Source organism: Haladaptatus ordinarius, from assembly GCF_054177595.1.
This window is the reverse complement of the sequence record NZ_JBPEHH010000037.1, coordinates 1-26,162: the sequence shown is the minus strand read 5'-3', so window position 1 is coordinate 26,162 and position 26,162 is coordinate 1. Positions and strand designations below refer to the sequence as shown.

The 26,162-nt window shown below is 63.7% G+C and carries 22 protein-coding genes; 9 read left to right on the top strand and 13 right to left on the bottom strand.

Features of this window, described 5'->3' with window-relative positions; all coding sequences use genetic code 11:
• Positions 1 to 48 precede the first annotated feature (48 nt).
• Positions 49 to 1,224 carry an NAD(P)/FAD-dependent oxidoreductase gene (locus tag ACR3FF_RS14620; protein WP_458188825.1) on the bottom strand — a complete coding sequence of 392 codons (1,176 nt, stop codon included), beginning with the start codon at positions 1,222 to 1,224 and terminating at the stop codon, positions 49 to 51.
• Positions 1,225 to 1,286: 62 nt separating this feature from the next.
• On the bottom strand, positions 1,287 to 2,420 hold the full coding sequence (locus ACR3FF_RS14615; RefSeq protein ID WP_458188824.1) for an arginase family protein: 1,134 nt from the start codon (positions 2,418 to 2,420) through the stop codon (positions 1,287 to 1,289).
• 112 nt (positions 2,421 to 2,532) lie between these two features.
• Between ACR3FF_RS14615 and ACR3FF_RS14610 the strand changes: the two genes are divergently transcribed.
• The 3 genes from ACR3FF_RS14610 to ACR3FF_RS14600 all read left to right on the top strand — a co-directional run bounded on the left by ACR3FF_RS14610 (position 2,533) and on the right by ACR3FF_RS14600 (position 6,403).
• Positions 2,533 to 3,891, top strand: coding sequence for an aspartate aminotransferase family protein (locus ACR3FF_RS14610; RefSeq protein ID WP_458188822.1), 1,359 nt, complete (start codon positions 2,533 to 2,535; stop codon positions 3,889 to 3,891).
• A 119-nt stretch (positions 3,892 to 4,010) separates the two neighbouring features.
• Positions 4,011 to 5,363, top strand: a complete 1,353-nt coding sequence (locus tag ACR3FF_RS14605) for an aspartate aminotransferase family protein (RefSeq protein ID WP_458188821.1) — start codon at positions 4,011 to 4,013, stop codon at positions 5,361 to 5,363.
• A 50-nt stretch (positions 5,364 to 5,413) separates the two neighbouring features.
• Positions 5,414 to 6,403, top strand: a complete 990-nt coding sequence (locus tag ACR3FF_RS14600; RefSeq protein ID WP_458188820.1) for an ornithine cyclodeaminase family protein — start codon at positions 5,414 to 5,416, stop codon at positions 6,401 to 6,403.
• Positions 6,404 to 6,450: 47 nt separating this feature from the next.
• On the opposite strand, the gene ACR3FF_RS14595 is transcribed toward ACR3FF_RS14600, so the two are convergent.
• From ACR3FF_RS14595 to ACR3FF_RS14585, 3 genes are all read right to left on the bottom strand, one after another.
• The gene (locus tag ACR3FF_RS14595; RefSeq protein WP_458188819.1) at positions 6,451 to 7,779 is read right to left on the bottom strand and encodes an aminotransferase family protein; all 1,329 of its coding nucleotides are present in this window, start codon (positions 7,777 to 7,779) and stop codon (positions 6,451 to 6,453) included.
• Between the two features lie 174 nt (positions 7,780 to 7,953).
• Positions 7,954 to 8,646, bottom strand: coding sequence for an AMP-binding enzyme (locus ACR3FF_RS14590; protein WP_458188818.1), 693 nt, complete (start codon positions 8,644 to 8,646; stop codon positions 7,954 to 7,956).
• A 370-nt stretch (positions 8,647 to 9,016) separates the two neighbouring features.
• On the bottom strand, positions 9,017 to 10,165 hold the full coding sequence (locus ACR3FF_RS14585; protein WP_458188817.1) for an NAD(P)/FAD-dependent oxidoreductase: 1,149 nt from the start codon (positions 10,163 to 10,165) through the stop codon (positions 9,017 to 9,019).
• A 274-nt stretch (positions 10,166 to 10,439) separates the two neighbouring features.
• Here ACR3FF_RS14585 and ACR3FF_RS14580 point away from each other — a divergent pair, with 274 nt between their 5' ends.
• On the top strand, positions 10,440 to 11,912 hold the full coding sequence (locus ACR3FF_RS14580) for a CoA-acylating methylmalonate-semialdehyde dehydrogenase (protein WP_458188816.1): 1,473 nt from the start codon (positions 10,440 to 10,442) through the stop codon (positions 11,910 to 11,912).
• Between the two features lie 69 nt (positions 11,913 to 11,981).
• Here the strand turns inward: ACR3FF_RS14580 and ACR3FF_RS14575 are convergent, their stop codons facing one another.
• The 3 genes from ACR3FF_RS14575 to ACR3FF_RS14565 form a co-directional block, all read right to left on the bottom strand.
• Positions 11,982 to 12,563: a pyridoxamine 5'-phosphate oxidase family protein gene (locus ACR3FF_RS14575; protein ID WP_458188815.1), complete on the bottom strand. Its 582-nt coding sequence runs from the start codon at positions 12,561 to 12,563 to the stop codon at positions 11,982 to 11,984.
• A gap of 104 nt (positions 12,564 to 12,667) precedes the next feature.
• The gene (locus tag ACR3FF_RS14570; protein WP_458188814.1) at positions 12,668 to 13,801 is read right to left on the bottom strand and encodes an ABC transporter ATP-binding protein; all 1,134 of its coding nucleotides are present in this window, start codon (positions 13,799 to 13,801) and stop codon (positions 12,668 to 12,670) included.
• A gap of 14 nt (positions 13,802 to 13,815) precedes the next feature.
• Positions 13,816 to 15,078, bottom strand: a complete 1,263-nt coding sequence (locus ACR3FF_RS14565) for an ABC transporter substrate-binding protein (protein ID WP_458188813.1) — start codon at positions 15,076 to 15,078, stop codon at positions 13,816 to 13,818.
• Between the two features lie 152 nt (positions 15,079 to 15,230).
• Here ACR3FF_RS14565 and ACR3FF_RS14560 point away from each other — a divergent pair, with 152 nt between their 5' ends.
• Positions 15,231 to 16,244: an ABC transporter permease gene (locus ACR3FF_RS14560; RefSeq protein ID WP_458188812.1), complete on the top strand. Its 1,014-nt coding sequence runs from the start codon at positions 15,231 to 15,233 to the stop codon at positions 16,242 to 16,244.
• Entirely contained in the window at positions 16,241 to 17,116 is an 876-nt protein-coding gene (locus tag ACR3FF_RS14555) for an ABC transporter permease (RefSeq protein ID WP_458188811.1), read from the top strand. Before ACR3FF_RS14560 ends, ACR3FF_RS14555 begins: the two co-directional genes overlap by 4 nt.
• A 91-nt stretch (positions 17,117 to 17,207) precedes the next feature.
• Here ACR3FF_RS14555 and ACR3FF_RS14550 read toward each other — a convergent pair whose 3' ends face one another.
• The gene (locus tag ACR3FF_RS14550; protein ID WP_458188810.1) at positions 17,208 to 18,575 is read right to left on the bottom strand and encodes a flavin monoamine oxidase family protein; all 1,368 of its coding nucleotides are present in this window, start codon (positions 18,573 to 18,575) and stop codon (positions 17,208 to 17,210) included.
• Between the two features lie 199 nt (positions 18,576 to 18,774).
• Between ACR3FF_RS14550 and ACR3FF_RS14545 the strand changes: the two genes are divergently transcribed.
• Positions 18,775 to 19,560 (top strand): IclR family transcriptional regulator, encoded by a 786-nt coding sequence (locus ACR3FF_RS14545; protein WP_458188809.1) that lies wholly within the window; start codon positions 18,775 to 18,777, stop codon positions 19,558 to 19,560.
• A gap of 3 nt (positions 19,561 to 19,563) precedes the next feature.
• On the opposite strand, the gene ACR3FF_RS14540 is transcribed toward ACR3FF_RS14545, so the two are convergent.
• Complete coding sequence (locus ACR3FF_RS14540; RefSeq protein ID WP_458188808.1) at positions 19,564 to 20,220, bottom strand: hypothetical protein; 657 nt, start codon at positions 20,218 to 20,220, stop codon at positions 19,564 to 19,566.
• A 134-nt stretch (positions 20,221 to 20,354) separates the two neighbouring features.
• Here ACR3FF_RS14540 and ACR3FF_RS14535 point away from each other — a divergent pair, with 134 nt between their 5' ends.
• On the top strand, positions 20,355 to 20,993 hold the full coding sequence (locus ACR3FF_RS14535; protein ID WP_458188807.1) for a type 1 glutamine amidotransferase: 639 nt from the start codon (positions 20,355 to 20,357) through the stop codon (positions 20,991 to 20,993).
• Between the two features lie 40 nt (positions 20,994 to 21,033).
• On the opposite strand, the gene ACR3FF_RS14530 is transcribed toward ACR3FF_RS14535, so the two are convergent.
• Positions 21,034 to 22,335 carry a glutamine synthetase family protein gene (locus ACR3FF_RS14530; protein WP_458188805.1) on the bottom strand — a complete coding sequence of 434 codons (1,302 nt, stop codon included), beginning with the start codon at positions 22,333 to 22,335 and terminating at the stop codon, positions 21,034 to 21,036.
• A 48-nt stretch (positions 22,336 to 22,383) separates the two neighbouring features.
• Positions 22,384 to 23,118 (bottom strand): NAD(P)/FAD-dependent oxidoreductase, encoded by a 735-nt coding sequence (locus tag ACR3FF_RS14525; protein WP_458188804.1) that lies wholly within the window; start codon positions 23,116 to 23,118, stop codon positions 22,384 to 22,386.
• A 257-nt stretch (positions 23,119 to 23,375) separates the two neighbouring features.
• On the opposite strand from ACR3FF_RS14525, the gene ACR3FF_RS14520 reads away from it, so the two are divergent.
• Positions 23,376 to 25,241: an aldehyde ferredoxin oxidoreductase family protein gene (locus ACR3FF_RS14520; protein ID WP_458188803.1), complete on the top strand. Its 1,866-nt coding sequence runs from the start codon at positions 23,376 to 23,378 to the stop codon at positions 25,239 to 25,241.
• Between the two features lie 691 nt (positions 25,242 to 25,932).
• Here ACR3FF_RS14520 and ACR3FF_RS14515 read toward each other — a convergent pair.
• Positions 25,933 to 26,162: transposase (locus ACR3FF_RS14515; RefSeq protein WP_458188802.1), on the bottom strand; the 230-nt coding region annotated here is incomplete at its 5' end.

Here is a 26,162-nt window from a genome sequence, read left to right as displayed (position 1 = left end):
AATGTTCACAGGGGGCAGACAAGTCCTATACGCGCGGCTGCGGCGCAGCTATGGTGCTTGCCAGCCCGTCACGTACTCGCAGTCAAACTCCGACGAGCGGTCATCGAACCGGTCGAGCGCGTGGGGTGCGACCGGAAACGGGGAATCTTCGCCGGTGACGAGCGACCGAACCGCTATGGCGACGAACGGCGAGCACATGACACCGCCGACGGGACCAGTGATAGCGACGGCGAGTCCGTCTGGGCCGTCGGTCGGCGCGTCGATGATGGGATGGTCGTCGGGCGTCGCGGCGTCGCCGGTCGGACAGCATTCACCGGCCTTGATTCGGGCGTCCGCGACGTCCTGCACCCGGTTACCGATCGTGGTTGCGACCGCTCGCTGGAAGCTCTTGGTGACGGTCGAGCGTACGTCGCCGAGGTCGTCGACGAAGTAGGAACCCCCGCCGACGTGGAGGTCGCCGTTGTGCTCCGACCGCCAGTACATTCGGGACTTGCGGTCCCACGCCATCGGGAACGTCTCGTCGAACTCGCGGTCCACTTCGAGATTCACCGCCTGCCAACGGAACGGTCGCACCGGCACTTCGACGACACCGGCCAGCAACTGACGCGTCCGCCAGCCAGTCGCGCAGACGACCCGGTCAGCCCGGACCGACTCGTCGTCGACGCAAACACCCGTCACCGCGCCATCGGCGGTCTCGACCGCCGACACGCATGCGTCCGTCTCGTAGCGCGCACCCGCGTCCTCGGCGGCCCCCTTCAGCTCCATCGTGTACGTCCACGGGTCCGTCCACCCGCAGTCGGCGAACTCGACGCCACCGACGAACTCGTCGAGCACGAGCGCGCCGGGGTAGCGGTCGTTCAGCTCTTCGGCCGTCCGGTACGTCACATCGAACCCGTGGCCGGCCATCGTCGCAGCGTTCTCGCGCCAGAACGATTCCCGGTCGGCGGGGACGAGCTGGATACCAGGGCGCTCGGTGAGCTTGAACTGTCCGGTGCCGTCGAATTCGTGGAAGAACTCCATCGCGTGGCCCGCGGCCTCGGGGTACGCCGGGATGTCCGGAATCGGAGTGATGAGCCCCGAGGCCTTCGGCGTCGTTTCACCGGCTGCCGAGCCCGCCTCGAGGACGAGCACGTCGTGGTCCGGGGCCAGTTCCCGCGCGGTCGCACAGCCGATGACTCCACCCCCGACGATAATAACGTCGTACGGGTCGTCAAAGCTACTCATGTCTCGGCTGTGACCTGGACCCGAGGGTACATAAAACTGGCACGGAACGACGGCGGGGACCGTCAGGTGCTCTCGGACAGCACCCACCAGTGGTCCGCATGAGCGGCGGCGGCCTCGTCGATAGCACGTCGAGCCGAGTCTAGATCCTCGTCCATCCACGCCATCGGGTCGTCGATACCCGTTTCTATGTCCAGCACTCCTTCGAGCGCGCCGAGAGTTGCGTACGCGAGGTGCGTGAGCTGGTAGCCTCCTTCCTGGACGAGTAGCAGGTGTCCGTCGGCAGCCGTCGCGGCCAACTCGCGAACCCGTCGACCCAGATCCGCGAACCCGTCTTTGGTGACGACATTTCGACCGAGAGGGTCGACGATACCTGGGTCCTGGCCCGCGCTCACCACGAGCAGGTCGGGGTCGAACGACGTCACCACGGGGTCGACGATGCGCTCGAACGCGTAGGCGTACCCCTGGTCGCCCGTTCCTGGTGGCAGCGGGACATTCACGTTGTACCCCTTCCCGTCACCGACTCCGCGTTCCGTGACGTCACCCGTCTGCGGGTGCGCGTCTTCGTCCCACGACCAGTGGTCGTTGTGGAGGCCGACCACCAGCACGTCCTCGCGGTCGTAGAAGCACTCCTGAGTGCCGTTACCGTGGTGGACGTCCCAGTCGAGTATCGCCACACGGTCGACGTCGGCCGTCGCGAGTGCGTGCTCGGCCGCGACGGCGGCGTTGTTGAAAAAGCAGAACCCGTCGACTTGCGCGGGTTGAGCGTGGTGGCCGCTTGGCCTGACGAGTGCGTACGGGACGTCGGTCAGCCCGTAATCGAGAGTGTGCTCGACGGCCGCGACGGCGCCGCCGGCGGCGTGGCGGGCGGCGTCGTAACTCGCCTCGTTCGCGCCGGTGTCGGCGGTCAGTTGGCCACCGCCCGCCTCGCAGAACGCCGCGAACTCGTCGACGTACGCCGGGTCGTGGACGCGCTCAATTTGCTCACGGCTCGCTTGTGGTGCCTCCCTCCATGTAACGTGGTCTGGAATGGTGTGCTCGATGATATGATAGATGTTACGGAGGCGCTCTGGTCGGTCAGGATGCGGTTCTTTCACCGCGAGGCGGCCTGTCCACTCGGCCTCGAACTCGCCCGGTGGCGCGTCGTGGTCGAGACAGCGGTCCGACCAGAAAACCGAGAGTGTGTCGGGGTCGGTCATAGTTAGCTCCAGACGGGAGTTGGTGAAACGATGGCATAACTGTGCCGACGGTCGCGGGGTGTTCTCCTCTACCACGGGGTATATTACCAATGGGTCCAAAAGTGAAGCTGTAATGGAGCTCTGGGACGACATAGCGGCGGAGTATCACGAGCGCACACCGACGAGCCGGGAACTGTTCCACGATACCCACGAACACGTCCCGGCGGGTGTCGCCAGCACGTATCGCGCGTGGGACCCGTACCCCCTGTACATCGAGAAGGCAGTGAGTGCACACCTACACGACGTCGACGGTAACGCGTACATCGACTTCGACATGAACAACGGGGCCGGGATGAGCGGGCACGCCCACCCGGCCGTGACGGAGGCGGTCAGCGAGCAGATGCAGGAGGGGACATTGTTCACCCACCCACATCGCCTGCTCGGCGAGGCCGCCCAGGAATTGAAGAAACGGTGGGACGCGGTCGACCGTGTCCGGTTCACTAACTCGGGCACCGAGAGCACGATGTACGCCATGCGACTCGCCCGGGCGTACACGGGGAACGACAAGATTCTCAAAATCGAGGGAGCGTACCACGGCTGTCACGACTACGCGATGGTCACGAAGGCGGCGCCACGGCGCATGCTCGGGCCGGCCGACCGACCCGCCCGAATCGTCGAAAGCGAGGGGGTCCCCCAGTCGGTCGCCGAGACTGTCGAGGTCGCACCGTGGAACGACCTCGACGCGGTCGAAGCGATCATGCGTAAGCACTGCAACGAGATCGGCGGGCTCATCGTCGAACCCATCGTGATGAACGTCGCGATGACCCAGCCGTACGGCGAGTTCCTCCAGGGGCTGCGGGAACTGTGCGACGAGTACGGCGTCGCCTACATCTTCGACGAGGTGAAGACGGGGGTGAAAGTCGCCCCCGGTGGCGCCGCAGAGCACTACGGCGTCGAGCCGGATATCGTGACGATGGCGAAGTCCATCGGCGGTAACTTCCCCGTCGGCGCCATCGGCGGCAAGAAGGAGGTGATGCAGCTCATCGAGGACGGCACCGCCCATTTCGGCACGTACAACGGCAACCCACTCGTGCTCACGGCGCTCGTCACCCAGCTACGGGAGGTGCTGACCGAAGACGCGTACGACCACGTCGACCGCCTAGGCGAGCGGATGGCGTCGGGGTACGAAGACATCATGGAAGACGAGGGCATCGTCGGCCACGTTGAGCACGTCAACTCGCTGGGCAGCATCCTGTTTACCGACAAGGTGCTCGAGAACTATCGTGACTACCTCCAGCACGTCGACGAGGAGTTCCACGAGAACTACTGGTTCGCCATGCTCAACCAGGGCGTCATGCCACACCCGCACAGCGCCTCTCAGCAGTGGACCATCAGTGTCCAGCACACCGAAGACCACATCGACGAGACGCTGGAGGCGTTCAAGAACATTGCCCCACGGCTCGCCGATGAACAAGAACGCTACCGCCACTGACCGCCGCCGCATCCGTCCGACGTTGGGTGTCCTGTGACGCGACGCGGGGGCATCCGCCGCGGCCTGTGTCGTGTGCCCCCGACCCACACATTTAACTCGTCTATATCCGTTGTCCGGATATGAGCTACTGGGACAGCCTCATCTCGGAGTACCGTGAGCGGACCCCCACCAGCGAGAAACTGCACCGCGAAACCAGCGAGCACATCCCGGCCGGTGTGGCGAGCACCTCGCGGACGTTCGACCCGTACCCGTTCTACATCGACCACAGCGACGGCGTCTACCTCGAAGACGTCGACGGCAACCGCTACCTCGATTACGATATGAACAACGGCGCGGGGATGTGCGGCCACACGCACCCGAAGATCCGGAAGGCGCTCCACGATCAGATTGACGAAGGGACCCTCTACACGATGCCGCACGAACTGCTGGCGGAGGCCGCAGGCGAACTGAAAAAACGCTGGGACGCCCTCGAGAAAGTACGGTTCACCAACAGCGGTACCGAGGCGACCATGCACGCGATGCGGATGGCGCGGGCCTACAGTGGCCGGGACAAGATCCTCAAGATCGAAGGGACGTACCACGGCTGTCACGACTACGTGCTGGTGAGCGGGACACCGCCGGTCCCGAAGGCGGGCCACCCCAAGCGCCCCCGGAAGGTCAAGGACGGACATGGTATCCCGGATGCCATCCTCGAGACGATCGAGGTGGCGCCGTTCAACGACCTCGAGGCGGCCGAGGATATCATGCGCGAGCACGGCAACGAGATCGGCGGGCTGATGGTCGAGCCGGTGATGCTGAACAAGTCCGTGACGCCGCCGCGGGACGACTACCTCGCCGGGCTGCGGGAGCTATGTGATGAGTACGGCGTCGTCCTCATCTTCGACGAGGTGAAGACGGGCGTGAAGCTCGCACCCGGCGGTGCGACAGAGCTCTACGGCGTCCAGCCGGACCTGGTGACGATGGCGAAGTCCATCGGCGGGGAGACGTCCGTCGGCGCGTTCGGTGGGAAAGACGCCATCATGGAACAGATCTCGGGCAACTACGCGTGGCACTTCGGGACGTACAACGGCAACCCGCTGGTGCTTCGGGCGCTCGTGACGACGCTGCGGGACGTGCTGACCGAGGACGCGTACGACCACGTCAACCGGCTTGGCGAGCGCCTGAAAGCCGGCTACGAGGACGTGATGGCCGACGAGGGAATCGTCGGACGTGTCGAGAACGTCAACTCCCAGGGCATCATCCAGTTCACGGAGGATGACATCCACAATTATCGGGATTTCGTGGCGAACGTCGACGACGACTTCCACACCCTGTTCTGGATGGGGATGGTCAACCATGGTATCGTCCCACACCCGTACGGGGCCCGCCAGCAGTGGACTATCAGCGTCCAGCACACCGAGGACCACATCGACGAGACCATCGAGGCGTTCAAACACGTCGCGCCGCGCCTCGCCGAGGAGCAGGCCGACTAACGCGGCGTCGAGTCGGGGAAGGCTATTTTACGGCGTGGGGCGGGGTTGCTATGCAGACGGTCGTACTCACCAGTACAGATATTGAAGCGTGCGCGTCGATGGACGACGTCATCGGCGCGGTGGAAGCGGCGTTCGGAGCGTACGCCCGCGGCGACGCGCAGATGCCGGCGAAGTCTTACATCGACCTCCCGCAGTACAACGGTGACTTCCGGTCGATGCCCACCTACATGGACGCGGGCGAGTGGGACGCCGCGGGCATCAAGTGGGTCAACGTCCACCCCGACAATCCCGACGCAAACGAATTACCGACGGTGATGGGCACGATGGTGTACTCGGACCGCGAGACGGCGTTCACGCTGGCCATTATGGACGGTACCACGCTCACGATGAAACGGACCGGCGTGGCCGCCGCCGTCGCCATGGACCACCTCGCCGTCGCGGACGCGACCAGCCTGGGTATAGTCGGCGCAGGCGTCCAGTCGTACACGCAACTGGAGGCGATTTCCGAGGTGCGCGACATCGAGACGGTCGTCGCCGACCGGGAGGAGGCGGCCGTCACGGCGGTCGTCGACGAGTTCGACGACCGGTTTGACGTCTGCGCCGGGGGTCTGGACGCAGCCGCCTCCTGCGACGTGCTCTCGACGGTGACGCCGGTAGAGACCCCGATCATCACGCCAGAGATGCTCGGCGATCACACGCAGATCAACGCTATCGGAGCCGATGCGGCCGGTAAACACGAACTCGCCGACGATATCTTCCTCGGCGCGACGCTCGTCATCGACGACCACGCCCAGACGACCCACTCGGGCGAGATAAACGCCCCTTACAGCGAGGGAATGCTGACGGACGCCGACATCCACGCCGACCTCGGCCGCATCGTGGTCGGCGAGAAGACGGGCCGCACCGGCGACGATGGCATCACCGCGTTCGACTCGACGGAGCTCGCCATCCAGGACGTCGCGGCCGCCCACGTCGCCTACGAAACTGTCCGCGAGCAGGACTGCGGACTGGTCATCGGGATGGTCGACACGAGCTCCTGACCGCAGCGCCGACAGGCCAGCAGTCGAGCGGGACCGAGGGGGCGGTGTTAGTCGAAGACGGCTTCGATGGCCTCGTCGAGCACCGAGACGCCGTCTTCGAGGTCGGCCTCGTCGGTGCACAGCGGGGGCGAGACGATGTTCTGGATGTCCGGCCGACCGCTACCGAACAGGACGCCCTCGTCCATCGCGTGGCTGCGCGTCTTCGGGACGGGGTTCTCGCCGTCGTCGGCCCAAGGGTTCACGAACGGTTTCCCAGTCTCGGGGTCGTGGAACTCGACGCCCCAGTGGAAGCCGCGGCCGTGGACGTCGCCGACGACCTCGTGTTTCTCTTCGAGCGCGCGCAGCTCCGATTCGAGGACGGGTGCCAGCTCCTGGACGTTCTCGATGAGCCCGTTCTCGTACTCGTCCATCGCCGCCAACCCGGCCGCACAGGCGATGGGATGGCCGGCGAACGTCTGGCCGACCTCGATGCCCTCCTCGCGGAAGTGGTCACCGAGCGGGCCGTTGGCGATGACGCCGGCCAGGGGGACATACGCGCTCGTGACGCCCTTCGCGAAGGTGATTATGTCCGGACGGACGTCCTCGGTCCCGATGCCGAACCAGTCGCCACAGCGGCCGAATCCGGCGATGACCTCATCGGAGATGAGGAGGATGTCGTACTCGTCGCAGATCTCGCGGACCCGCTCGAAGTAGCCCGGTGGCGCGGTGTAGGCCCCGCTGGTCCCACCGACCGGTTCGGTCAGTAGCGCCGCGATGCTGTCTGGATCCTCGTTGCGGATGACCCACTCGAGGTGGGTCGCCGCCTTCTCCGCGAGTTCCTCGGGGCTATCGGCGTCGAAGCACTCGGGAAGTGGCGGGAGGAACCGCGCCGTTCCCGACGTTGCGGCGTGTTTCTCGACGGTCGCGCGGGTCGACGGGTCGCCGGTGAGACTCGCGGCGCCGTACGTGCCACCGTGGTACGACCGCCAGCGCGTCAGCACCTTCGGCGCGTCCGTGTACGCACGGGCGAGTTGGATGGCAGCCTCGTTCGCTTCGCTACCCGAGATAGAGAAAAATACGCTCGCGTCGTCGACAGGACTGACCTCGGCGAGTCGCGCCGAGAGTTTCGCGCGGGCGTCGTTCCGCTTCGACGAGGAGACGTACGCGACGCGGTCGAGCTGGTCGCGGATGGCCGCGTTGATCGTCTCGTTACCGTGGCCGGCGTTCACGCAGTACAGCTGCGAGAGGAAGTCGAGGTACTCGTTTCCCTCGTCGTCGGTTACCCAGGCGCCGTCCCCGGACGTGATGTTCAGTGTCTCGCCCTCGGGCGAGTGCCAGTGCGGGATGGTCTTGTCGGTGGCCACCGATCGCTCCGACTCCATGTTCGGTGATGACATACCACCACGTTACGGTGGGAGGGGTATAAATTTGCACCTCGCAGCAGCCCTCGTCGGATCCAGTCCCCATCGCGAATCAGTACGGGGAACGCGACGGCAGCCATCGATACGCTCCCCCTCAGTGGATTTGAGGCGACCGTTTGGGCTCCAGTCTGGAGTATCGACCGGCTGGAGTTACTCCGACTCAACCTCGATGTTACCCGTGGCTGCCTTGATGCAGTCGACGGCACTCGAGTCCTCCATGGTCGAGACGTCTCCGAGGTCCTCGTCCAGCAGGATGTCGCGGATGGTGCGACGCATGATTTTGCCCGATCGGGTCTTCGGTAGCTGGTGGACGAACTCGAGGTTGCCGATGACGGCGATTTTCCCAACCTCCGCGTGCATCTGGTCGATGAGTTCGGTCCGCAGGTCGTCGGAGGGGTTGTACTCGTCTGCGAGCGTGATGAAGACTGCGGCGACCTCCGTTTTCTCCGGGTGGGGTTTGCCGATCACCGCTGCCTCAACGACGGCGGCGTGGCTGACGAGCGCGTCTTCGATGTCGGTGGGTCCAATGCGGTGGCCTGCGATCGTGAGAACCTCGTCGGCGCGCCCACTGAACCAGATATAGCCTTCCTCGTCCATCGAGGCCGCGTCGCCCACGTAGTATTTCCCTTCGATCTCCTGCCAGTACTCGCTCAGATACCGGTCGTGGCTCTCCCACAGTGTCTGTGTGAGGTCGGGGAACGACTGTTCGAGCACGAGTGCGCCTTCCTTGCCCACGTCGATGGATTTCCCCTCGTCGTCGACGACGTCAGCTGTCTCGTAGACGAGTGCGGCCCGGTTCCCGTTGCCGCTCTCGACGTGATGGTCGACGCAGTTGTAGCTCATGTTGAGGCTACCACCATCGAACCAGCTCAAGTGGCCAGGTCCGTCCTGCTGGAGGACGGACTACCAGGGCTCGAACCAATGGAGTTCGGCTGCGGCACGGCTCCAGAGCTGTTCGGGGTCTTCCCGTCCCTCACGAACAGTTTCTTCACTTGTGGAGCCACGACGTTCGATCGCTCTGCAAGGTTCGCCATGTTACTCCTTCATAAGTGGAGCTGAAAACGTTTATTCCATCTGTGGGACAATTCCGCCGGTCGCGTCCGATTCGACCGACTGTAGCGGCAAGGCTCACGCGCTCACCAGCGAGGCAGGTCCGGTGACACCGTCTGGCGAGCAGTAATCGGTTCCGAACCACCGTTCCGTGTGGGCGGCCCTAGGTCCACTCGACGGCGTTCCCGATGCGGAACTCCTCTTTGCCGGCGTGCCGACCGGGTCGGAACGGCTCGGGATCGACGATGGGGTCGCGCTCGAACACGAGGTCGGTCACCAATCGCGCGCCGAACGGGCTGTTCGAGATGCCCTCACCGTTGAACCCCGCACAGACGTACAGCCCCTCGTGGGTCGTCTCACCGATGTGCGGTTGGAGGTCGGGCGTCGCGGAGACGCGCCCGGCCCAGTCGTCGTGGAGCGTCGCCGCTTCGAGCGCCGGGAACACGTAGGGGGCGTACTCGCCGACCTCGCGAAGGAAGGGGACGAACGCGCGGGTATCGAACCCCTCGAGGTCGCCGATAGGCGTGGAGACGCCGCCGCCGAAGAGGATGCGCCCCTCCGGAGTCGGACGGCCGTAGACGTTGTAATCGCGCGCCTCCCAGGACGGGATCTCGATGTCGTTTGCGGGCTCGAGGATGACGATCTGGCTCGTCCGCGGCCTGAGCGCGATGTCGACGCCGGCTGTTGCGAGCAGTCGTTTCGACCACGCGCCCGCGGCGACGACCACGACTGGCGCCTCGCGGCGTCCTACCGTCGTCTCGACGCCGACGTCGTCCGTACCAGCGCCAGGGACGAGCGACTCAACGCCCTCGTGGTGGAGCGTGACGCCTGCATCGGCGGCCGCCTGGTGGACGGTCAGCGTCAGCTGTTTCGGGTCCGTGTAACGGGAGTGTGGGAACCGGACAGCCGCGTAGACGTCCTCGACGGCGAACTCCGGGCGGCGGTCGGCCAGCTCCTCCGGCGTCAGCAGCTCGGTCTCGACGGTCAGCGACTCATGGTCGCGTCGGAGGTGCTCGGCGCCCTCCTCGCTGTACGCCAGCGAGTACGACTCCCGTGGGTGGAAAGTTAACTCGTCGTATTCGGCGTTGAGCTCTATGTAGACGTCGCGACAGAAGGCCGACGCCTCCGCGCCGAATCGCTCCTGGCCCCAGATCGTGAGGCTGCCCGCCGCGCGGCCGCTCGCTTTGCTCGCTGGTTCGTCACGTTCGAGGACGACCACGTCGTCCAGCCCGGCGCGGGCGAGCTGGAGACCACAGTGTGCACCGACGATACCTCCGCCGACGACGATAGCGTCGTGGGAACTACTCGTCATGCCTACGTGGTTCAGTAGCAGTCGCTTAGGTGTTTTGCCGCGCGTCCCTGCGAGCAGGTGCGGGATTTAAGACACGAGCGGGGCGAGTCGGAACTAAGCTACGCCAGCTAGCGACGGTTAGGACGTGATAGTCGCCGCTGCCTGCCGAAATCCCGTCCTCCGTGTGCACGAGGGAAGTAGGGTAGAGTGAGAACCATAGCCGCATGTTGCCGTGGGCACAGCGTGCAGCACTGCGGCAGAACGCTTTTAGCGATTCAGCGAGAGCTTCGACTCCATGAACACGTCCGACCTTCGGTACGGTGAGGTACAGAACTATCTCGACGGTGACTGGGTCGCTGCCAGCGGCGACGGACAGGCGGTCGAGAACCCGGCGACGAACGAGCGCATCGCCCACGTCGGGTTCAGCACTGCGGCCGACGTCGACGACGCCGTCGCAGCCGGGCAGACGGCCTTCCAGTTGTGGCGCGAGACGCCCGTCGAGGAGCGTATCCAGCCGCTCTTCCGTCTGAAGCAACTGCTCGAGGAGCACCAAGAGGAGTTGGCGGAGTTGCTTGTCCAGGAGCACGGCAAGACGCTCGGCGAAGCGCGGGGCGAACTTCGGCGCGGAATCGAGAACGTGGAGGTGGCGTGCGGTGCCCCCAGCCTGATGCAGGGCGGGACTGTCGAGCGCGCAGCGCCGGGCATTGACGAGATGGGCATCCGCCAGCCACTGGGCGTGTTCGCCGCCGTCACGCCGTTCAATTTCCCCGGGATGATTCCACTGTGGTTTCTGCCGTACGCTGTCGCCACCGGCAACGCGTTCATCCTGAAGCCGAGCGAGCAGGACCCGCTCACGGCGCGGAAACTGTTCGAACTCATCGACGAGGCTGGTTTTCCGGACGGCGTCGTCCAACTTGTCAACGGGAGTGTCGAGACCGTCGACGCCCTCGTCGAGCACGAGGACGTTCAGGGCATCTCGTTCGTCGGAAGTACGCCCGTCGCGAAAGCCATCTACGAGAAAGCTGCCGCGCACGGCAAGCGCGTGCAGGCGCAGGGCGGTGCGAAGAATCACGTCATCGTCACGGAGACCGCCGACCTCGAGTTCGCGGCCGAGAAGGCCGTCGGCTCCGCGCTGGCTTGCTCGGGGGAACGATGTCTCGCGAACGACGTCGTCGTCGTCGAAAAATCCGTCTACGAAGAGTTCGTCGACCTCGTGATGGAGGAGGCCGAGCGCCAGGTCGTCGGCTACGGCCTGAACGAGGAGACGACCATCGGCCCACTCATCTCGCCCGACCATGAGCAGCGCGTCCGCGACTACGTCGCCACCGGCGTCGAGGAGGGTGCCGGTCTCGTATACGACGGCCGCGACGTGACCGTCGACGGCTACGAGAACGGCAACTTCCTCGGACCCTGCATCTTCCGCGACGTGACGCGCGACATGGTCATCGCCCGCGAGGAGATTTTCGGACCTGTGCTGGGGCTCATGCACGCGAGTGACCTGGACGAGGCCATCGAGGTGATGAACGCCAGCAAGTTCGGGAACGCGGCGAGCCTGTTCACCGGCCGTGGCGCCGACGCGAAGCAGTTCCGGCAGGACGCCGAGGCTGGCAACCTCGCGGTCAACGCTGGGACTGCGGCACCGATGGCGTTCTTCCACTTCGGCGGCCGGAAGGATTCGTTCTTCGGCGACCTCCACGCGCAGGCCGACGACGTCGTCCGGTTCTACACCGACGAAACCGTCTACATCGAGCGCTGGCCGGACGCCTGACGCGAAGTGCCGGTGCCGAGCGACTCGGTGGTCGCTCGTGGGCGTTGTTTCGGCGTACGTGAAACCCGGTCAGTCGTCTTCCTCGTCCTGGATGGCTCGATAGTCGTACGCCGTCTCGTCGTCCGGTGGCGTCTCGTTCCGTTTCGCACTCCAGCCGTCGACGTCGATCCGGTACACCGAGGTGCGCTCGATGGAGTCGTCGGCGATGGGTTCGTAGTCGTCGCCCGGGCGAAGTTGCGGGGCGAACTTCGCCATGAGCAACTCGAGCGCCCGGCGCTTGTCGGCAGTGTCCTCAACGAGCGAAATTTCACCGAACACGACGACACTGGCGTACTCGACGTCGAAGTCCACTGGCTTCGCGGCGGGGATGAGCCGTCCCATCCGACTCACCGTGAGACACGCTTCGACGTTGCCGTCGCGTTCGACGACGCTTCGCGTCCGACCCGTCGCCGCCCCGTGGAGGAACACGGCCTGTTCGTTGGAGTCGTAGACAAACAGCTGATTCACGACGTAGGGTGCTCCCTCGTCGACGAGGCCGACCACCCCCATCGGCTCTTCCTCGAGGAACGCCTCGATCCACTCTTCGTCTTCTACGGCACGTCCTATCAGCCGGACGTCGTCGGACCGGTCGGTAGGGGTCTCCTCGCTCATGACACCAACGTGTGAGGTGGTCGGAAAAACGTATCGGTTTGGGAGGGTTGATGAGTGGCTATGGGACGAAGTGCATCGACGAATCGTGGCGGTGGAATCACCCGTTATTCCGTGAGTGGAACGGTGTCTTCGGCCGGCCAACCGATGGTGACCTCCTGACCGATGGAGAGGTACCGGCTTTGGTCCGTCATCTGCACGTCGACCGTCAGTTGCTGACCGTTCTCCAGGGAGACGACGAACTTCCCGACGTTCCCCTTGTAGATGCTGTCGACGATTTCGGCGTCGTACACGTTGTCAAACGCGCCGTCCTCGATGCCGAGGCGGATCTTCTCCGGGCGGAGTGCGAACGCGATATCGCCGTTGGCGGCCGCCTCCCTCCGGACGTCGAACGTTAGGCCGTTGTTCTCGACGACGGCGCCACCGTCTTCCTCGACGTAGCGGCCGCGAACGAGGTTCGTCTCCCCGATGAAGTCAGCGACGAACTCCGTTTTCGGCTCCTCGTAAATTTCGGTGCTCTCGCCGACCTGTTCGATCCGGCCCTCGTTCATCACGACGATACGGTCGCTCATCGTGAGCGCCTCCTCCTGGTCGTGCGTGACGTAGATGAACGTCGTGTCGAGCTCCTCCTGGAGGTTCTTGAGCTCGATCTGCATGTTCTGTCGAAGCTGCAGGTCCAGCGCACCGAGCGGCTCGTCGAGCAGGAGAACGGTCGGCTCGGTGATGAGCGCGCGCGCCAGCGCGACCCGCTGTTGCTGGCCACCGGATAGCTCCGACGGTTTGCGATCCTCCATTCCCCGTAGCTCGACCAGTTCGAGCATATCCGAGACCCGCTGTTCTATCTCCAGCGACGTCTCACGGCGCACCAGCCGTTTGAGATGCGTGCCGAAAGAGCGGGAGCTCGACGACACCCCGCCTTCCCGGCCCTTCATCTGCAGGCCGAAGGCGACGTTCTCCCCGACGGTCATGTGCGGGAACAGCGCGTACGACTGGAACACCATGTCCATGTCGCGCTCGAACGGTGGCCGGTCGTTCACTAACTCGTCGTTGATGTAGACGTTCCCCTCACTAGGCGTCTCGAGACCGGCAACACACCGAAGCGTCGTCGTCTTTCCGCAGCCCGACGGTCCGAGCAACGTGATGAACTGTCCCGGCTCGATGTCGAGACTCACGTCGTCGACTGCACGGAGATTCCCGAAGTCTTTGGTCACGTTCTCCAACCGGACGTCGAATTCAGACATGGGTGGTGACGGAGTCACGCGTTTTTGATCTCCGTCCACGCTTCGGAGTAGAGCTTGGTCGCGTCGCCGACGTTCCGGATGTACTCCATCCGGTTCAGCTGGTCGCTGGTCGGTGTGAACCCCTCGAGTTTCTCGAAGGCCCACTTGTCGGTGCGGTACTTCTTTTCGTTCTCAAGGATGGTCGGGTAGATAAGCCAGCTCGTGATGTCCGCGTGGACCTTCACGTTGTTGATGTAGTTGAGGAACGCGTGTGCGGCGTTCGGATGGGGCGCCTTCTTGTCGAGGACGGCGGCGTCCGTCCAGATGACGTTCCCCTCTTTTGGAATGACGAACTCCACCGGCGCCTCGTTGTTGTCGTTCATCAGGTCGCGGTATGCGCCGAACACCTGGCCGTTCCAGCCGTGGGTTGGACTCGCCTCCCCGTTGGTGAGGAGCGACTGGACGTTCGAGGAGTCGTATGCCTTCACCAGCCCGTCTTTCTTCTGCTGGATGAGCAGATCCCTCGCCTCGTCGATCTTCTGCTCATCAGTCGTGTTGATGGAGTAGCCGAGTTTGAGGAGCGCGGCGCCGATGCTCTCGCGCATGTTGTTGAGCATCGTGACGTCGCCCTTGTGCTCCTTGTTGAACATCTCGTCCCAGGTCGGCTCCAGCGAGCGACCCGTGACCTTCTTGTTGTTCCCCATCGCCGACCAGCCCCAGTTGTACGGCATCGAGTACGTGCCGGAGGCACCGTTCGGTTCGTAGTTCACCTCCTCGAAGCTGTCTTTGAGGTTGCCGTAGTTGGGGATCTTGTTTTTGTCCAGGAACCCGAGCATGTTCTGTGTGGCCATGATGTTGACCATGAAGTCGCTCGGGAAGATTAGATCGACCTGGCCCGGCCCCAGCGTCTTCAGCTTGTTGAACATCGCCTCGTTCGAGCTGAAGATCGAGACGTTGACCTTGACGTCGTATAGCTTCTCGAAGTTAGGGACGATGTACGTCGGCCAGTAGGCGTTCCACTGGAGGATCGTCAGTTTGTTCTCGACCTGATCGGCGTAGTCGACCATCTCCAGGTCGTACTCGTCCCTGATCTTTTGCTTCGAGTCGGCGATCGGTGTCCCTGTGGGCGTACCGGTACTCGTCGACGTTGGCGTCGAGTCTGTGCCACTACCGCCACCGCCGCCCCCGGCACAGCCGGCGAGACCTGCCGCGAGCGCCGACCCAGACAGGCCGAGTACGGTCCGCCTCCGAAGGTGTTTCCGCCGGTCCGACGCCTGCCCCTTGCCATTGTCAACCATAGTCGTGGCAACTATTATTTATCGCGGTTACTTAAATCTTCGGGTGATAGATACTCGCAGCAGCCACGACTGTGCCGGCTCAGTAGAAGGTGTGTCAAGGTGCATGATATCTTGACCCAAACTCTTAACCAATCGCACGAGATGATGCTCGTATGGCCCAGAAGACAGAACAGGAAACAGCGACGAGTCCAGAGGGCGTCCGGTCCCGGATTCTGCAGAGCGACTACATCGGATTAGTGGTCAATCTCACGCCGGGAGCCTTCTGGCTCATCGCGTTCTTCCTGACGCCGCTGTTGATCATGATGTACTACAGCTTCGGTGAACGAGGAGCGTTCGGTGAGGTGCTGCTCGCTCCGCAGTATCTCGGCCTCCAGCAGTACGCGACATTCTTCATCCCCGACGACGCGACGGTCGGTCAGGCGCTGTGGTGGACGGTCGGCTGGATGCTGGAGGGCCTCATCCCGTTCAGTATCGAGTTGACGAGCGGGGCCCCGACGGTGTACGTCCAGGTACTGGTGAAGAGCGTCAATTTCGGGCTCATCACCACCGCGTTCGCACTCGCGGTTGGCTATCCGACAGCGTATTTCATCGTCCGCGTCATCCCGGACCGCTTTCAGCAACTCGGGCTCATCCTCCTGCTGCTCCCGTACTGGGCATCGTACCTCGTACGCGTGTACGCGCTCAAGCTACTCACGTTCGAAAACGGTCCCATCTTCCAGGTGCTCAATGCCCTTCCGGGCGTCCAGGGTGTCAACCTCGTGTTCACCGATACCGCGGTGATGCTGGGGATGATCTACATCTACGTGCCGTTCGCGGTGCTGCCCATCTACGCGAACCTCGACGACGTCGACTTCACGCTGCGGGAGGCCGCCCTCGTGCTGGGTGCGACCCGTATCACGGCGTTCCGGAGGGTCATCCTGCCGCTGACGCTACCGGGCATCTTCGCGGCGAGTATCCTCGTATTCATCCCAGCGACGGGGACGTTCGTCATCCCGGAGATCCTCGGCGGTGGCGACGCCGCGTTCATCGGGAAGTTCATCGCCGAACAGTTCGGCGGCGCCGGCAACTGGCCACTCGGGTCGGCCGCCGGCTTCATCTTCACCGGCGTGGTGCTCGTCGTCATCGGGCTGTACCAGCGATTCATCGGCGGGGGTGAACTCGCATGAGCGCCGGTACCACCGGATCGGGCCTGCTGTCGATGGTGTCAGACTCCTGGTACACGGCGAAACGCTTCCTCGAGAACAACGGAAACCGTCTCCTGAGCGCCGAAGCGCTTCTGCTGTACCTGTTCCTGTATCTCCCGATCATCGTCGTCGTCGTCACGTCGTTCAACGACGCGCGCATCGCCATCGCGTGGCGCGGGTTCACGACGCAGTGGTACGAGGCCATACTCAGCGGTCAGTCGACACGGGTCGTCAATCCCGACGTCGCGTGGGTGGCGTTCAAGAACTCGATGTACATCGGCATCGTGTCGATGGTCGTCGCGACGGTGTTCGGGACGATGCTCGCGTTCGTCCTTCAACGGTACGACTTCGTGGGCAAGACGCCGTTCACCGGCCTCGTCTACATGCCCATCATCATGCCGAGCATCATCATGGGTATCTCGGCGCTGCTGTTCTTCCGCATCGTCGGCCTCACGACGGGCGTGGGAACCACGATGATCGCCCACATCGCATTCAACATCTCGTACGTGGCGGTCATCGTCTACGCCCGGCTGGCGAGTTTCGACGAGATGCTAGAGGAAGCGGGCAAGACGCTCGGCGCGAACCGTCTCGAGACGTTCCGCTACATCACGCTTCCGAACATCATGCCCGCCATCATCGCGTCGGCGCTGCTGGCGTTCGTCCTCTCGTTCGACGACTTCGTCATCACGTTCTTCGTCATCGGTACGAAGAACACGCTGCCGGTGTACTTCTTCGGGATGGTCCGGCAGGGCATCGCGCCGGGCGTGAACGTCATCGCGACGCTCATCGTGGTCGCCGCCAGCGTCGTCATCTTCGGGGCGTGGTACATCGCCGGCGAGGACGTCTTCGTCTGAGTTGAGTGCTTCTCTTACCTACGATTTTACGCCGTAACCGTGGTCGTCTTACTAGTTGACGCCGACAAGGTCGGGGTGCCGGAACGCCGCGTCACTCCGACCGCGAGGCAATCTCCTCGGCGACCCGGTCCCCGGACCGGATGGCGCCGTCCATGTGGCCGTACCATTTCGTCGCAGTCTCGGCGCCAGCCCAGTGGACGCGGCCGACCGGCTCCCTGAGTGCGTCCCAACACGCCACCATCGTTCCCGGCGTGGGGTAGCCGTGGTAACCACCCCACGAAAGTGGTTCACTCGACCACGACCGGTCGATGAACGCAACTGGCTCGTGGAACCGGTCGTCGTCGAAGAGTGCGGCGAGCTGGTCGGTGACTGTAGAACGGAGGTCGGCGGTCGAGCGGTCGGCCCAGATGCGGGCGTCCTCGCCGCAGACGAAGCCGACGAGTCGGCCGGTGTCACCGCCCGGAGTTCCGTCGTCGAAGTAGTAGTTGGCCGGCCCGACGTCGTCTTCGAGGAGGCCTGAGAACCCGGCGTCACGCCAGAACGGCTCCGTGTAGCGGAGATGGACCTTCAGGACGTTGGCGTTCGGCATCCGCTGGGTCAGTTCGTCGCGGGCCGCCGGCAATCCCGGGTCGTACTCGATGCGGCCGGCCAACGCCGGCGGAAGCGCGACGACGGTGTACTTCCCCTCGTACGACCGATTGGGAGTCGACACAGTGACGCCGGCGTCGTTCTCTTCGATACGATAGACCGGCTGCCCGTACGCCACGCGACCGTCCAGGTCCGCTGCGAGTGCCGACGAGAGCCCCTGGACGTTCACGACGATCTCGCCGTGGGAGTCGCCCTCGGAGCTCCGGCCGTTGAGCATCGAGAACCCGCCCGCGGTCTTCGCGTAGTAGAGGAAGAACAGAAAGGAGAGGTCAGCGGGTTCAGCCGTGTAGATACCGGGAATCATCACTTCGAAGGCGGTTTGCGCATCCGCGGTGTTGAACCAGTCGTCCATCCAGGAGGCGAGCGTCGTACGGTCCCACTCGGCAGCCTTCGGGGCCTCCTGGGGCTGCTCGCTGGGCACCTGCGCTGTACAGCGGTCGATCTCCTCGAAGGCGGCGAACAGTTCGGCCTCCGCCTCGCCGGAGAGGGCCCGCAGCGTTTCATCGTACGTCTCGCCGACGTACCGCTCACCGTTGGTTCGACGGACGATCTTCCCGTCGTAGTACTGGGGGCGCGTCTCGAGGTCGAACTCGTCGAGGAGTGCGCGAACGCGGTCCTGGTCGGCGCCGACCCACTGGCCGCCGTACTCGACGTAGTCGCCGTACTCCGTTTCGGTCGACTTCGTCTTGCCGCCGACCCGGTTCCGCGCCTCCAGCACCACAGGGTCGAGTCCCTCGAATCGGACTGCGCGTGCCGCCGCGAGACCGGCGATACCGCCACCAACGACCACGACATCGGCGTCTACTGTCATCGACACCACCAACGGAATCACCCTTCAAAAAGTTGACTCCGGACGAGAGACCCGACGGCTCTCGGTCACAGCGTCGGATAGACGGCCGACGCGTACGAGTCCCTCTCTCGTTCGATACGTCGTTCCGGCAGATACGCAGAAGCACGTTAGTTTCACGAGACGCGAAACACCTATATGTCAGCCAGTGTTGTGCGTTCGCATGGCGAACGACGCGCCGCGGCTGGTCCGGTCGACGATGACCTCACTGAAGATACTCGAGTTCGTCAGGAACGAGGAGGAACCGCGGTTGACGGATGTGGCAGAGGGACTCGGTATCGGGCACAGCACGGCTCACAACCACTTAGCGACCCTGGAGGAACACGAGTGGCTCGTCCGCGTGAACGGCGCGTACAGACTCGGATTGAAGTTCTTGGAGTTCGGGCGTCACGCTCGCCGCAAGGTTCCGCACTTCGGGGCTGTGCGGCGGCTGACGAATGAACTGTCGGCCCAGACGAGCTTCGAGGTGGAGTTCCTCGTCGAGGAATACGGTCGCATCGTCTCCATCTTCGACGTCATCCCGTCGAACGCGGTGTACGGTAACGTCGACGACGAGTGGCAGGGCGTCGGCATCTCCTACAACATGACGAATACGGCGTCAGGGAAGGCGATCCTCGCGAGCCTGCCACCCGAGCGCGTGGAAGCCATCCTCGAGAAATGGGGTTTCGACCAGAAAACACCCTACTCCGTGACCGACCGTGAGACGTTGTTCGACCAGCTGGAGACCGCCCGTGAGCGTGGGTACGCGAAAGCCCACCAGGAAGTCCACGAGGGGTTCGAGAACATCGCCGTCGTCGTCAACTGGCCCGACGACTCCGTGTTCGGTGCCATCAGCATCGGTTGGCCCTCCTACATTTTTGAAGACGGCATCGACCAAGACGTCATCGACCAGTTACTCGACGCGAAGGGAGAGCTGGACACCGAAATCACAGCCTGGGCGGGGAACTGAGAGTTAGGTCGAGGTGGGGAGCCGTGCCAACGCCGCCTCGAAATCGATCTCACGGAAACGCTGAGAGACGTACGCGTCTTCGACCATACCGACGCTGTCCGGCGAGGACCCCAGAGCGTCTAGCGTCGTCGCGTACCACGTCCACGCCGGGTCGCGGGGCGCCTGCACGGTGAAGTTCGCGTCCGCGACCCGGCCGTCGGGTGCGTAGGCAAAGCAAGCCAAGTCGCGACGCAGAGCGCTGTTGCGCGTCGCGTCCTGGATGTCGGGCTGGCCGGTCGGCTCGTCGGGGACGAGCAGCACCGTCACCGCACGGTCGTTGATCGCGCGCAACACGGCCTCGGGATCGGGCGGCACGGAGACGTTCTTGTGGTCCGGCCAAATGTCGAACTCCAGGTAGTCCGCAGGGTCGGGTGTCGCCTGGAACGTATAGTAGTCGGGATACTCGTAGAACTCCTCACGCGTCTTTCGGAACCAATTGTAGAACGCGGTGACGCACGCGAGTAGGAAGTTACCCGCGCCCAGCCCGTCCGCCGGGTCGTCCATCACGACCCCGAGCCGGTCGTCGACCGCTACCGATGGCATGACGTCATAGCCGTCGACGGCTACCCCGTCCACCCGGTATTCGAACGCCTCGCTCGATAGCTCGTTCGTCGTGTGCATGGTGGAATCGTCACGTGCTGTTCGCGCAGTGACCCACATAATCGTTTTCCCGGTCGCGGAGTGCACGAGTCGGCATGGCCGTAGACGTAGGACAGTGCATGGATTTATTTTCCTGCCTCGCACTACGTTTGGACATGATACTGGTACTCGACAACGAAATCAAGCCCGACTACCGCATCCTCGGGCCGCAAATCGCTCGGTTCCTACCGGATGCGGAGTACCACGTCATCGTCGACGAGCCGGACCATCCGCCGGTCGACGAGTTCGACGGGGTCGTCCTGAGTGGGAGCACCGACAGCGTCTACGACGATCACGGCGAGTGGTTCGACACCGAACTCGAGTTGATCGATCGGTGTCTCGAAGCGGAAATACCGCTGTTGGGCGTCTGTTACGGCCACCAGATCGTCAACTACGCGCTCGGCGGCGAGGTCGAGCGAGACCACCGGCGTGCGACGTTCGTGGAACTGGTCGAGTACGATCGGTCCGAGGCGGGCGTGCTGACCGGCGTCGAACCGGTGGTGCCGGTACTACACGGCGACCTCGTGACCGACCTCGGGGATGGGATGGAGTCGGTCGCGCATACCGACTACGACCCGAACTTCTGTAGCCAGCATCGCGACGCGCCGGTCTGGACGGTGCAGTTCCATCCCGAGTACACCGCCGAGATCAGCGAGGAAGTCAGCGACTGGGACCCCGGAGACCACACATTTGACGAAGTGACCGCCCCCCGCGTGTTCGACAACTTCGCGCGCCACTGTGGCGTCGTCGATTGAGACTCGAATGGGTACGTGGCTCGCCGGTCTGCACTCACAGCTACAGCGACTCAAGGTACCGCTGTTCCCACTCCGTGACCTCGTCGTTGAACTTCTCGAGTTCGCGACGCTTGACGGCCGTGAACGCCCGGACGAACTCCTCGCCAAGCGCCTCGACGAACACCTCGTCCGTCTCGAGCGCCTGCAGCGCGACGCCGGGCGACAACGGCAACGACGGGCGGTCGATGTCGTCGGTCGCGTCGGCGGGAGTGCCGGGGTCAAGCTCCTCGCGAACGCCGTGGAGGCCGGCTGCGAGCGTTCCCGCGAGCACGAGGTACGGATTCGCGTCCGCACCCGGGATACGGTTCTCGATGCGGACCGGTGAGGCCGCCGGCACCCGGATCGCGGCCGTCCGGTTGTTGTATCCCCACGACCGCTCGTACGGCGAGAAACTGTTCGGAGTGAACCGCTTGTACCCGTTGAGCGTCGGGCAACAAAGCGCGGTGAGCGCGTCGGCGTGTTCGAGCAAACCCCCGACGAACGCCTCGCCGGTCGCCGAGAGTTCGTCACCATCGGCGAACAGGTTCTCGTCGCCGTCGAACGCGCTGAGGTGGACGTGGTAACCGCTGGCCGACGCCTCCGTGAACGGCTTTGCCATGAACGTCGCCGATTGCCCCTCGATGTGGGCCGCCTCGTGAACGACCCGCTTGAACGTGAACGTGCGGTCGGCACCGGCGACCGGACCCGCGTGGTCGAACAGCACCTCGAACTGACCGGCGCCGTACTCGTGTTGGAGGCTCTTCACCGGAACGCCTAGTTCGTCGTTCCATGCCTTCAGACGATCGTAGAACGGCTGTACCCGGGTCTGGTAGTGCGTCATGTACTCGTGGGGGTGGTCGGTGACGGGTGCGTAGCCGTCCTCCGTCTCCTCGAGGAGGTGGAACTCCAGTTCGTTGCCGACGCCGAAGGTGGCGTCGAGTTCCTCACGAGCGTCTGCGACGACTCGCTGGAGGAGACCACGCGTGTACACCGGCGGCGACTCGCCCTCGAACTCGAAATCACAGAGCACGCGCGCGGCGTTCTCCTGCCAGGGCACCCGCTGGACCGTCTCGAGATCCGGGACAACGACCCCGTCGGCGAAGTTGATCTCCTCACCGTAGCCCGTCCCCTCGGGAACGTCCGTCATCGACGACACCGCGAGGATGAGCATGTTCATCGAGAACCCCTCCATCCAGTGGTTTCGGGCGTACTCGGCGTCAACGATCTTCGATCGAGACACCCCGTCGATGTCGGGGAACTCGACGACCAAGTGCTCGATCTCGGGGCTATCCAGAACATCTTCCCACTCCTCGGAAGCGGTCATGGGATGCGATGGGACGGGGACCTTCTTAAAGATTGACGCCAACTCCGCTCACGAAGACGCTTGAAACAGCGTGCTGAAGGGAAAATCGGTGTCGCGAGTATCGAATCGGTCCAGCCGGAACGGCGCCAGCGAGAACGGTGCGTCCTCGCCGGTGACGCGAGCGCGGATGGCCGTGCCGATGCTATCCGTGGCCATCACGCCGGCGCCGTGGAAGCCGGCCGCGACGACGACCGTATCTGCGCGGGCCTCACCGAACGTCGTTTCGACGCCGATGACGGCACCGTCTTCAACGATGACCGATTCAACGGTCGTGTCCGGGCGGAACTCCGCTCCGCGGTCGGTCGCCTCCTTGTGGAGTGTCGCCAAGAACTCGTCGACGTCGCAGTAGCCGCAGTCCTCCCAGACGAGCGCGTGGCTGTACGGCGCGTCAGCGTCGAATACGTTGTCGTACTCGGCGGCATCGACGAGCGAGACGTCGTCCGGTTCGGCGTACGTCTCCGACTCGTCGACGTCCTCGGGGCGAACCCCGCGAACGTACGGCCGGTCGGTCCAGGTGAACGTGCCCGTCCCGTCCAACTCGCGGAAGAACTCTGTCGCGTGCGCGCTCCACTCCGGGAGGTCCGGATAGTCAACGGGAGCGGTGATCACGCCCGACGCACGGCTCGACGTTCCCTCACCGATTCCGGCCCGATCGACGATCAAGACGTCGTGGTCGGGTGCCAGTCGGTAGGCCGCCGACAGCCCGGCACAGCCGGACCCGACGATAATGACATCGTAGCTCACAACTGGGCCTTGGAGCAGATAGCAAATAATTACCGCCTGGTGCAGTGCGCGGCACCGAAGCGAAAATTCGCCCCGCGGTGGCTCTATCGAACGTCTCGGAGCACACGACCGCTCGTCGGCTCGATAGAAATAAATCACGCTGAAGCCGTCGAGTCGGCCGACGACGTCGACTGCGGCCTCGCGGCCGGCCGGTACGACCGACGCGGGGGAGCCATCGCTGCATCAAACCTTTATACAGGCGGTCTGTACGTTTGGTAATGGCAGCCAAGACCGACGGCGCAGCCGAGGGGTCGATGCCGTCCGAGATGCGACACCTGCTGCGCGTGAACCTCACGGACCGAACAGTCGAAACCGAGGAAATCCCACAGTCGTACCGCGACAAGTTCATCTCCGGGAAGGGGCTTGGCGCGGCGATGCTACTAGACGAACTTGAACCCGGAGCGGACCCGCTGAGCCCGGAGAACAAGATGGTGTTCGTGTTCGGCCCGCTCACGGGCCACGCGCCGGGCACCTCCCGATACGGCGTGGTGACGAAGTCCCCGCTCACGGGCGCGTTTGTCGATTCGTACTCCGGGGGCCACTTCCCGTCGTACGTGCGGTTCGCGATGCCGACGTACCTCGGCATCGTGTTCGAGGGGAAGGCCGACGAGCCCGTCATGCTTCGGATTACCGACGACGATGCGGTCGTCGAAGCCGCCGACCACCTGTGGGGCAGCCACGACACTCGCGAGACCGCCCAGGAGTTCCCCGACCGGAACACCAAGGTGGCGGCTATCGGACCGGCGGGCGAGAATCAGGTGCGGTTCGCCACCATATCCAGCGACGAGGCGTCTCACCACGCCGGTCGGGGCGGCGTGGGCGCCGTGATGGGGAGCAAGAACCTGAAGGCGGTCGTCGCCACAGGGACCCAGCCTGACGATTCAGAGCTACAGGACCTCCGCATCCAGCACACCCAGCGGCTCAGTACCAGCGATGAGGTGGAGTGGGCGCGTACCGGTGGTACCCAGCTCATCGTCGATTGGACGCAGACAATCGGCGCACTCCCGTCACACAATTGGACGAGGGGACAGATTCCCGACGTGGACGACCTGAACATCGACGCGTTCGAACCCGGTCACCAGCGCCCCGATTCCTGTTACAACTGCCCGGTCGCGTGTGGCCACGTGACGGATTTCTCGGGGACGGATGTCGACGGCGCGTTCCCGGACGCCAGCGTGGCGTGGGGGCCTGAGTACGAGACGGTCGGCATGATGGGTGCGAACACCGACATCACAGACGTGACGGGCGTAACCGAGCTCGCGGACCGTGCCGATCAGCTTGGGATGGACACGATCTCGCTGGGGAACGTCGTTTCCTGGTTGATGGAGGTGTCGGAGGCGGGGCTCGTCGACCACGACATCGAGTTCGGCGACGCGGAGACCGCCGCTGAAGTCGTCAGGGACATCGCTCACCGCGAGGGTGTCGGCGACGCACTTGCAGACGGCGCCGCGAGGGCAGCCGAGCAACTGTGTGATGGCCACCCCGAGGCCCGTGAAGCTGCCGTCGAAGTGAAAGGAATGGAGTTGCCGGCGTACGACCCGCGCGCGTCGTTCAGTATGGCGCTAGCGTATGCGACAGCCGACCGTGGTGGCTGCCATCAGCGCGCGTTCCCCATCGCCTCCGACGCGATGGGCGGTGACCGCGAGCCGTACGACACAGAGGGCCACGCCAAGGTCGTCGTTGAGGAGCAAAACGAGGGCGCGCTCTCGTACAGCATGGTCGCCTGCGACTTCACCGCCTACGACTACGAGCGTGTCGCCGAGTGGCTCACCGAGTTCGGCTTCGACGTGACGGTCGACGGTCTCGAAATCGTCGGCGAGCGGGCCTGGACGCTCACCCGGCTGTTCAACCTCCGCGAGGGGTTCGGTCGCGAGGACGACAGCCTTCCGGAACGGCTGAAGCGGCCACTGGAATCCGGAGGACCTGCTGACGGAAACCACCTCACGGAAGAGGAGTTCGACGAGATGCTCGACGAGTACTACGAACTGCGAGGCTGGACCCGAGAAGGCGTCCCGCGGATGGAGACGCTGGAGCGACTCGACATCGACTCGTTCGCACCTCCGCAGGTTCGGAACCAGGGCTGACACCCCGGCCTCTCGTTTTTCCGGCTGGTTTCGCCGTGTCTGAAATGGTGGGAGGGTAACATCCTCGTCGAGTGTAAGAGAAGTGGTACCACGTTCCAAGATATCATCCATCTCATTCTACTTAGAGACGAGATGGGACCTGTACAGCGGAGAACAGTCGTCGCTGACATGGTAACAGGCGAAGGTATCGTCGGATGGAGAAGTATCCCTAGAAAGCTCTTCAGTTTCAGTAATTGTGAAACCTAAGAGCGAGCGCGATCGGTAGAATGTGATCGACGAGCTATAAATAACATTGGTACTGTTGTTATTTCTGCGAGAATAGCTCTCGCTGGGCGTTCATGGTGGGTGTCAACTATACTCACAGACTCTGTTACTAGTTATCTCGCGACATTTTTCACGGCAATAACAACTGAATTCACTATCTGTGAAAAAGATTCGCGAGGGAGCGGGTTCTCACCGCGGCGAATACACGGCTCTAAACTGCTACGTCCGACCGTGAGTAGTAGCCAAGACGTCGGCTCTATCCTGGTTCACTAGCGGTGTCTTGAAGCAAAGAGTGCGATCTATACGACGCGGGGTCTTGGTGGGCACTGTCTAGATAGGGAAAACCAAGGGACAGCGGTACGGTTGTCAGGGTGCTACCCACTGTCTAGAAGTGATTAATTCCTGAGATGGTGTCATAGAAGAGTTCTCACACCGTGATCACGGTACTTCCCGGATTGTCTCCACGTTCGTAGTTGGTGATGGCGACGACGAGGCGAAGACACAGCGCGAGGAACACTTGTGCACGTGCGTGGACGCCGCCTCGGGCGTGTGTTCGCCCGAGGCCGCAGTCCTTCACTGATTCGTTGGTTCGTTCGACTCCACTCCGCCGGTTGTACGTCTCGTCTAGCGTCGATTGCTTCAGCTGGACGTCCTCGC

Coding starts and splice junctions, on each gene's coding strand:
- ACR3FF_RS14620 (WP_458188825.1), bottom strand. CDS start 1,224: ATGAGTAGCTTTGACGACCCGTACGACGTTATTATCGTCGGGGGTGGA.
- ACR3FF_RS14615 (WP_458188824.1), bottom strand. CDS start 2,420: ATGACCGACCCCGACACACTCTCGGTTTTCTGGTCGGACCGCTGTCTC.
- ACR3FF_RS14610 (WP_458188822.1), top strand. CDS start 2,533: ATGGAGCTCTGGGACGACATAGCGGCGGAGTATCACGAGCGCACACCG.
- ACR3FF_RS14605 (WP_458188821.1), top strand. CDS start 4,011: ATGAGCTACTGGGACAGCCTCATCTCGGAGTACCGTGAGCGGACCCCC.
- ACR3FF_RS14600 (WP_458188820.1), top strand. CDS start 5,414: ATGCAGACGGTCGTACTCACCAGTACAGATATTGAAGCGTGCGCGTCG.
- ACR3FF_RS14595 (WP_458188819.1), bottom strand. CDS start 7,779: ATGTCATCACCGAACATGGAGTCGGAGCGATCGGTGGCCACCGACAAG.
- ACR3FF_RS14590 (WP_458188818.1), bottom strand. CDS start 8,646: ATGAGCTACAACTGCGTCGACCATCACGTCGAGAGCGGCAACGGGAAC.
- ACR3FF_RS14585 (WP_458188817.1), bottom strand. CDS start 10,165: ATGACGAGTAGTTCCCACGACGCTATCGTCGTCGGCGGAGGTATCGTC.
- ACR3FF_RS14580 (WP_458188816.1), top strand. CDS start 10,440: ATGAACACGTCCGACCTTCGGTACGGTGAGGTACAGAACTATCTCGAC.
- ACR3FF_RS14575 (WP_458188815.1), bottom strand. CDS start 12,563: ATGAGCGAGGAGACCCCTACCGACCGGTCCGACGACGTCCGGCTGATA.
- ACR3FF_RS14570 (WP_458188814.1), bottom strand. CDS start 13,801: ATGTCTGAATTCGACGTCCGGTTGGAGAACGTGACCAAAGACTTCGGG.
- ACR3FF_RS14565 (WP_458188813.1), bottom strand. CDS start 15,078: ATGGTTGACAATGGCAAGGGGCAGGCGTCGGACCGGCGGAAACACCTT.
- ACR3FF_RS14560 (WP_458188812.1), top strand. CDS start 15,231: ATGGCCCAGAAGACAGAACAGGAAACAGCGACGAGTCCAGAGGGCGTC.
- ACR3FF_RS14555 (WP_458188811.1), top strand. CDS start 16,241: ATGAGCGCCGGTACCACCGGATCGGGCCTGCTGTCGATGGTGTCAGAC.
- ACR3FF_RS14550 (WP_458188810.1), bottom strand. CDS start 18,575: ATGACAGTAGACGCCGATGTCGTGGTCGTTGGTGGCGGTATCGCCGGT.
- ACR3FF_RS14545 (WP_458188809.1), top strand. CDS start 18,775: ATGGCGAACGACGCGCCGCGGCTGGTCCGGTCGACGATGACCTCACTG.
- ACR3FF_RS14540 (WP_458188808.1), bottom strand. CDS start 20,220: ATGCACACGACGAACGAGCTATCGAGCGAGGCGTTCGAATACCGGGTG.
- ACR3FF_RS14535 (WP_458188807.1), top strand. CDS start 20,355: ATGATACTGGTACTCGACAACGAAATCAAGCCCGACTACCGCATCCTC.
- ACR3FF_RS14530 (WP_458188805.1), bottom strand. CDS start 22,335: ATGACCGCTTCCGAGGAGTGGGAAGATGTTCTGGATAGCCCCGAGATC.
- ACR3FF_RS14520 (WP_458188803.1), top strand. CDS start 23,376: ATGGCAGCCAAGACCGACGGCGCAGCCGAGGGGTCGATGCCGTCCGAG.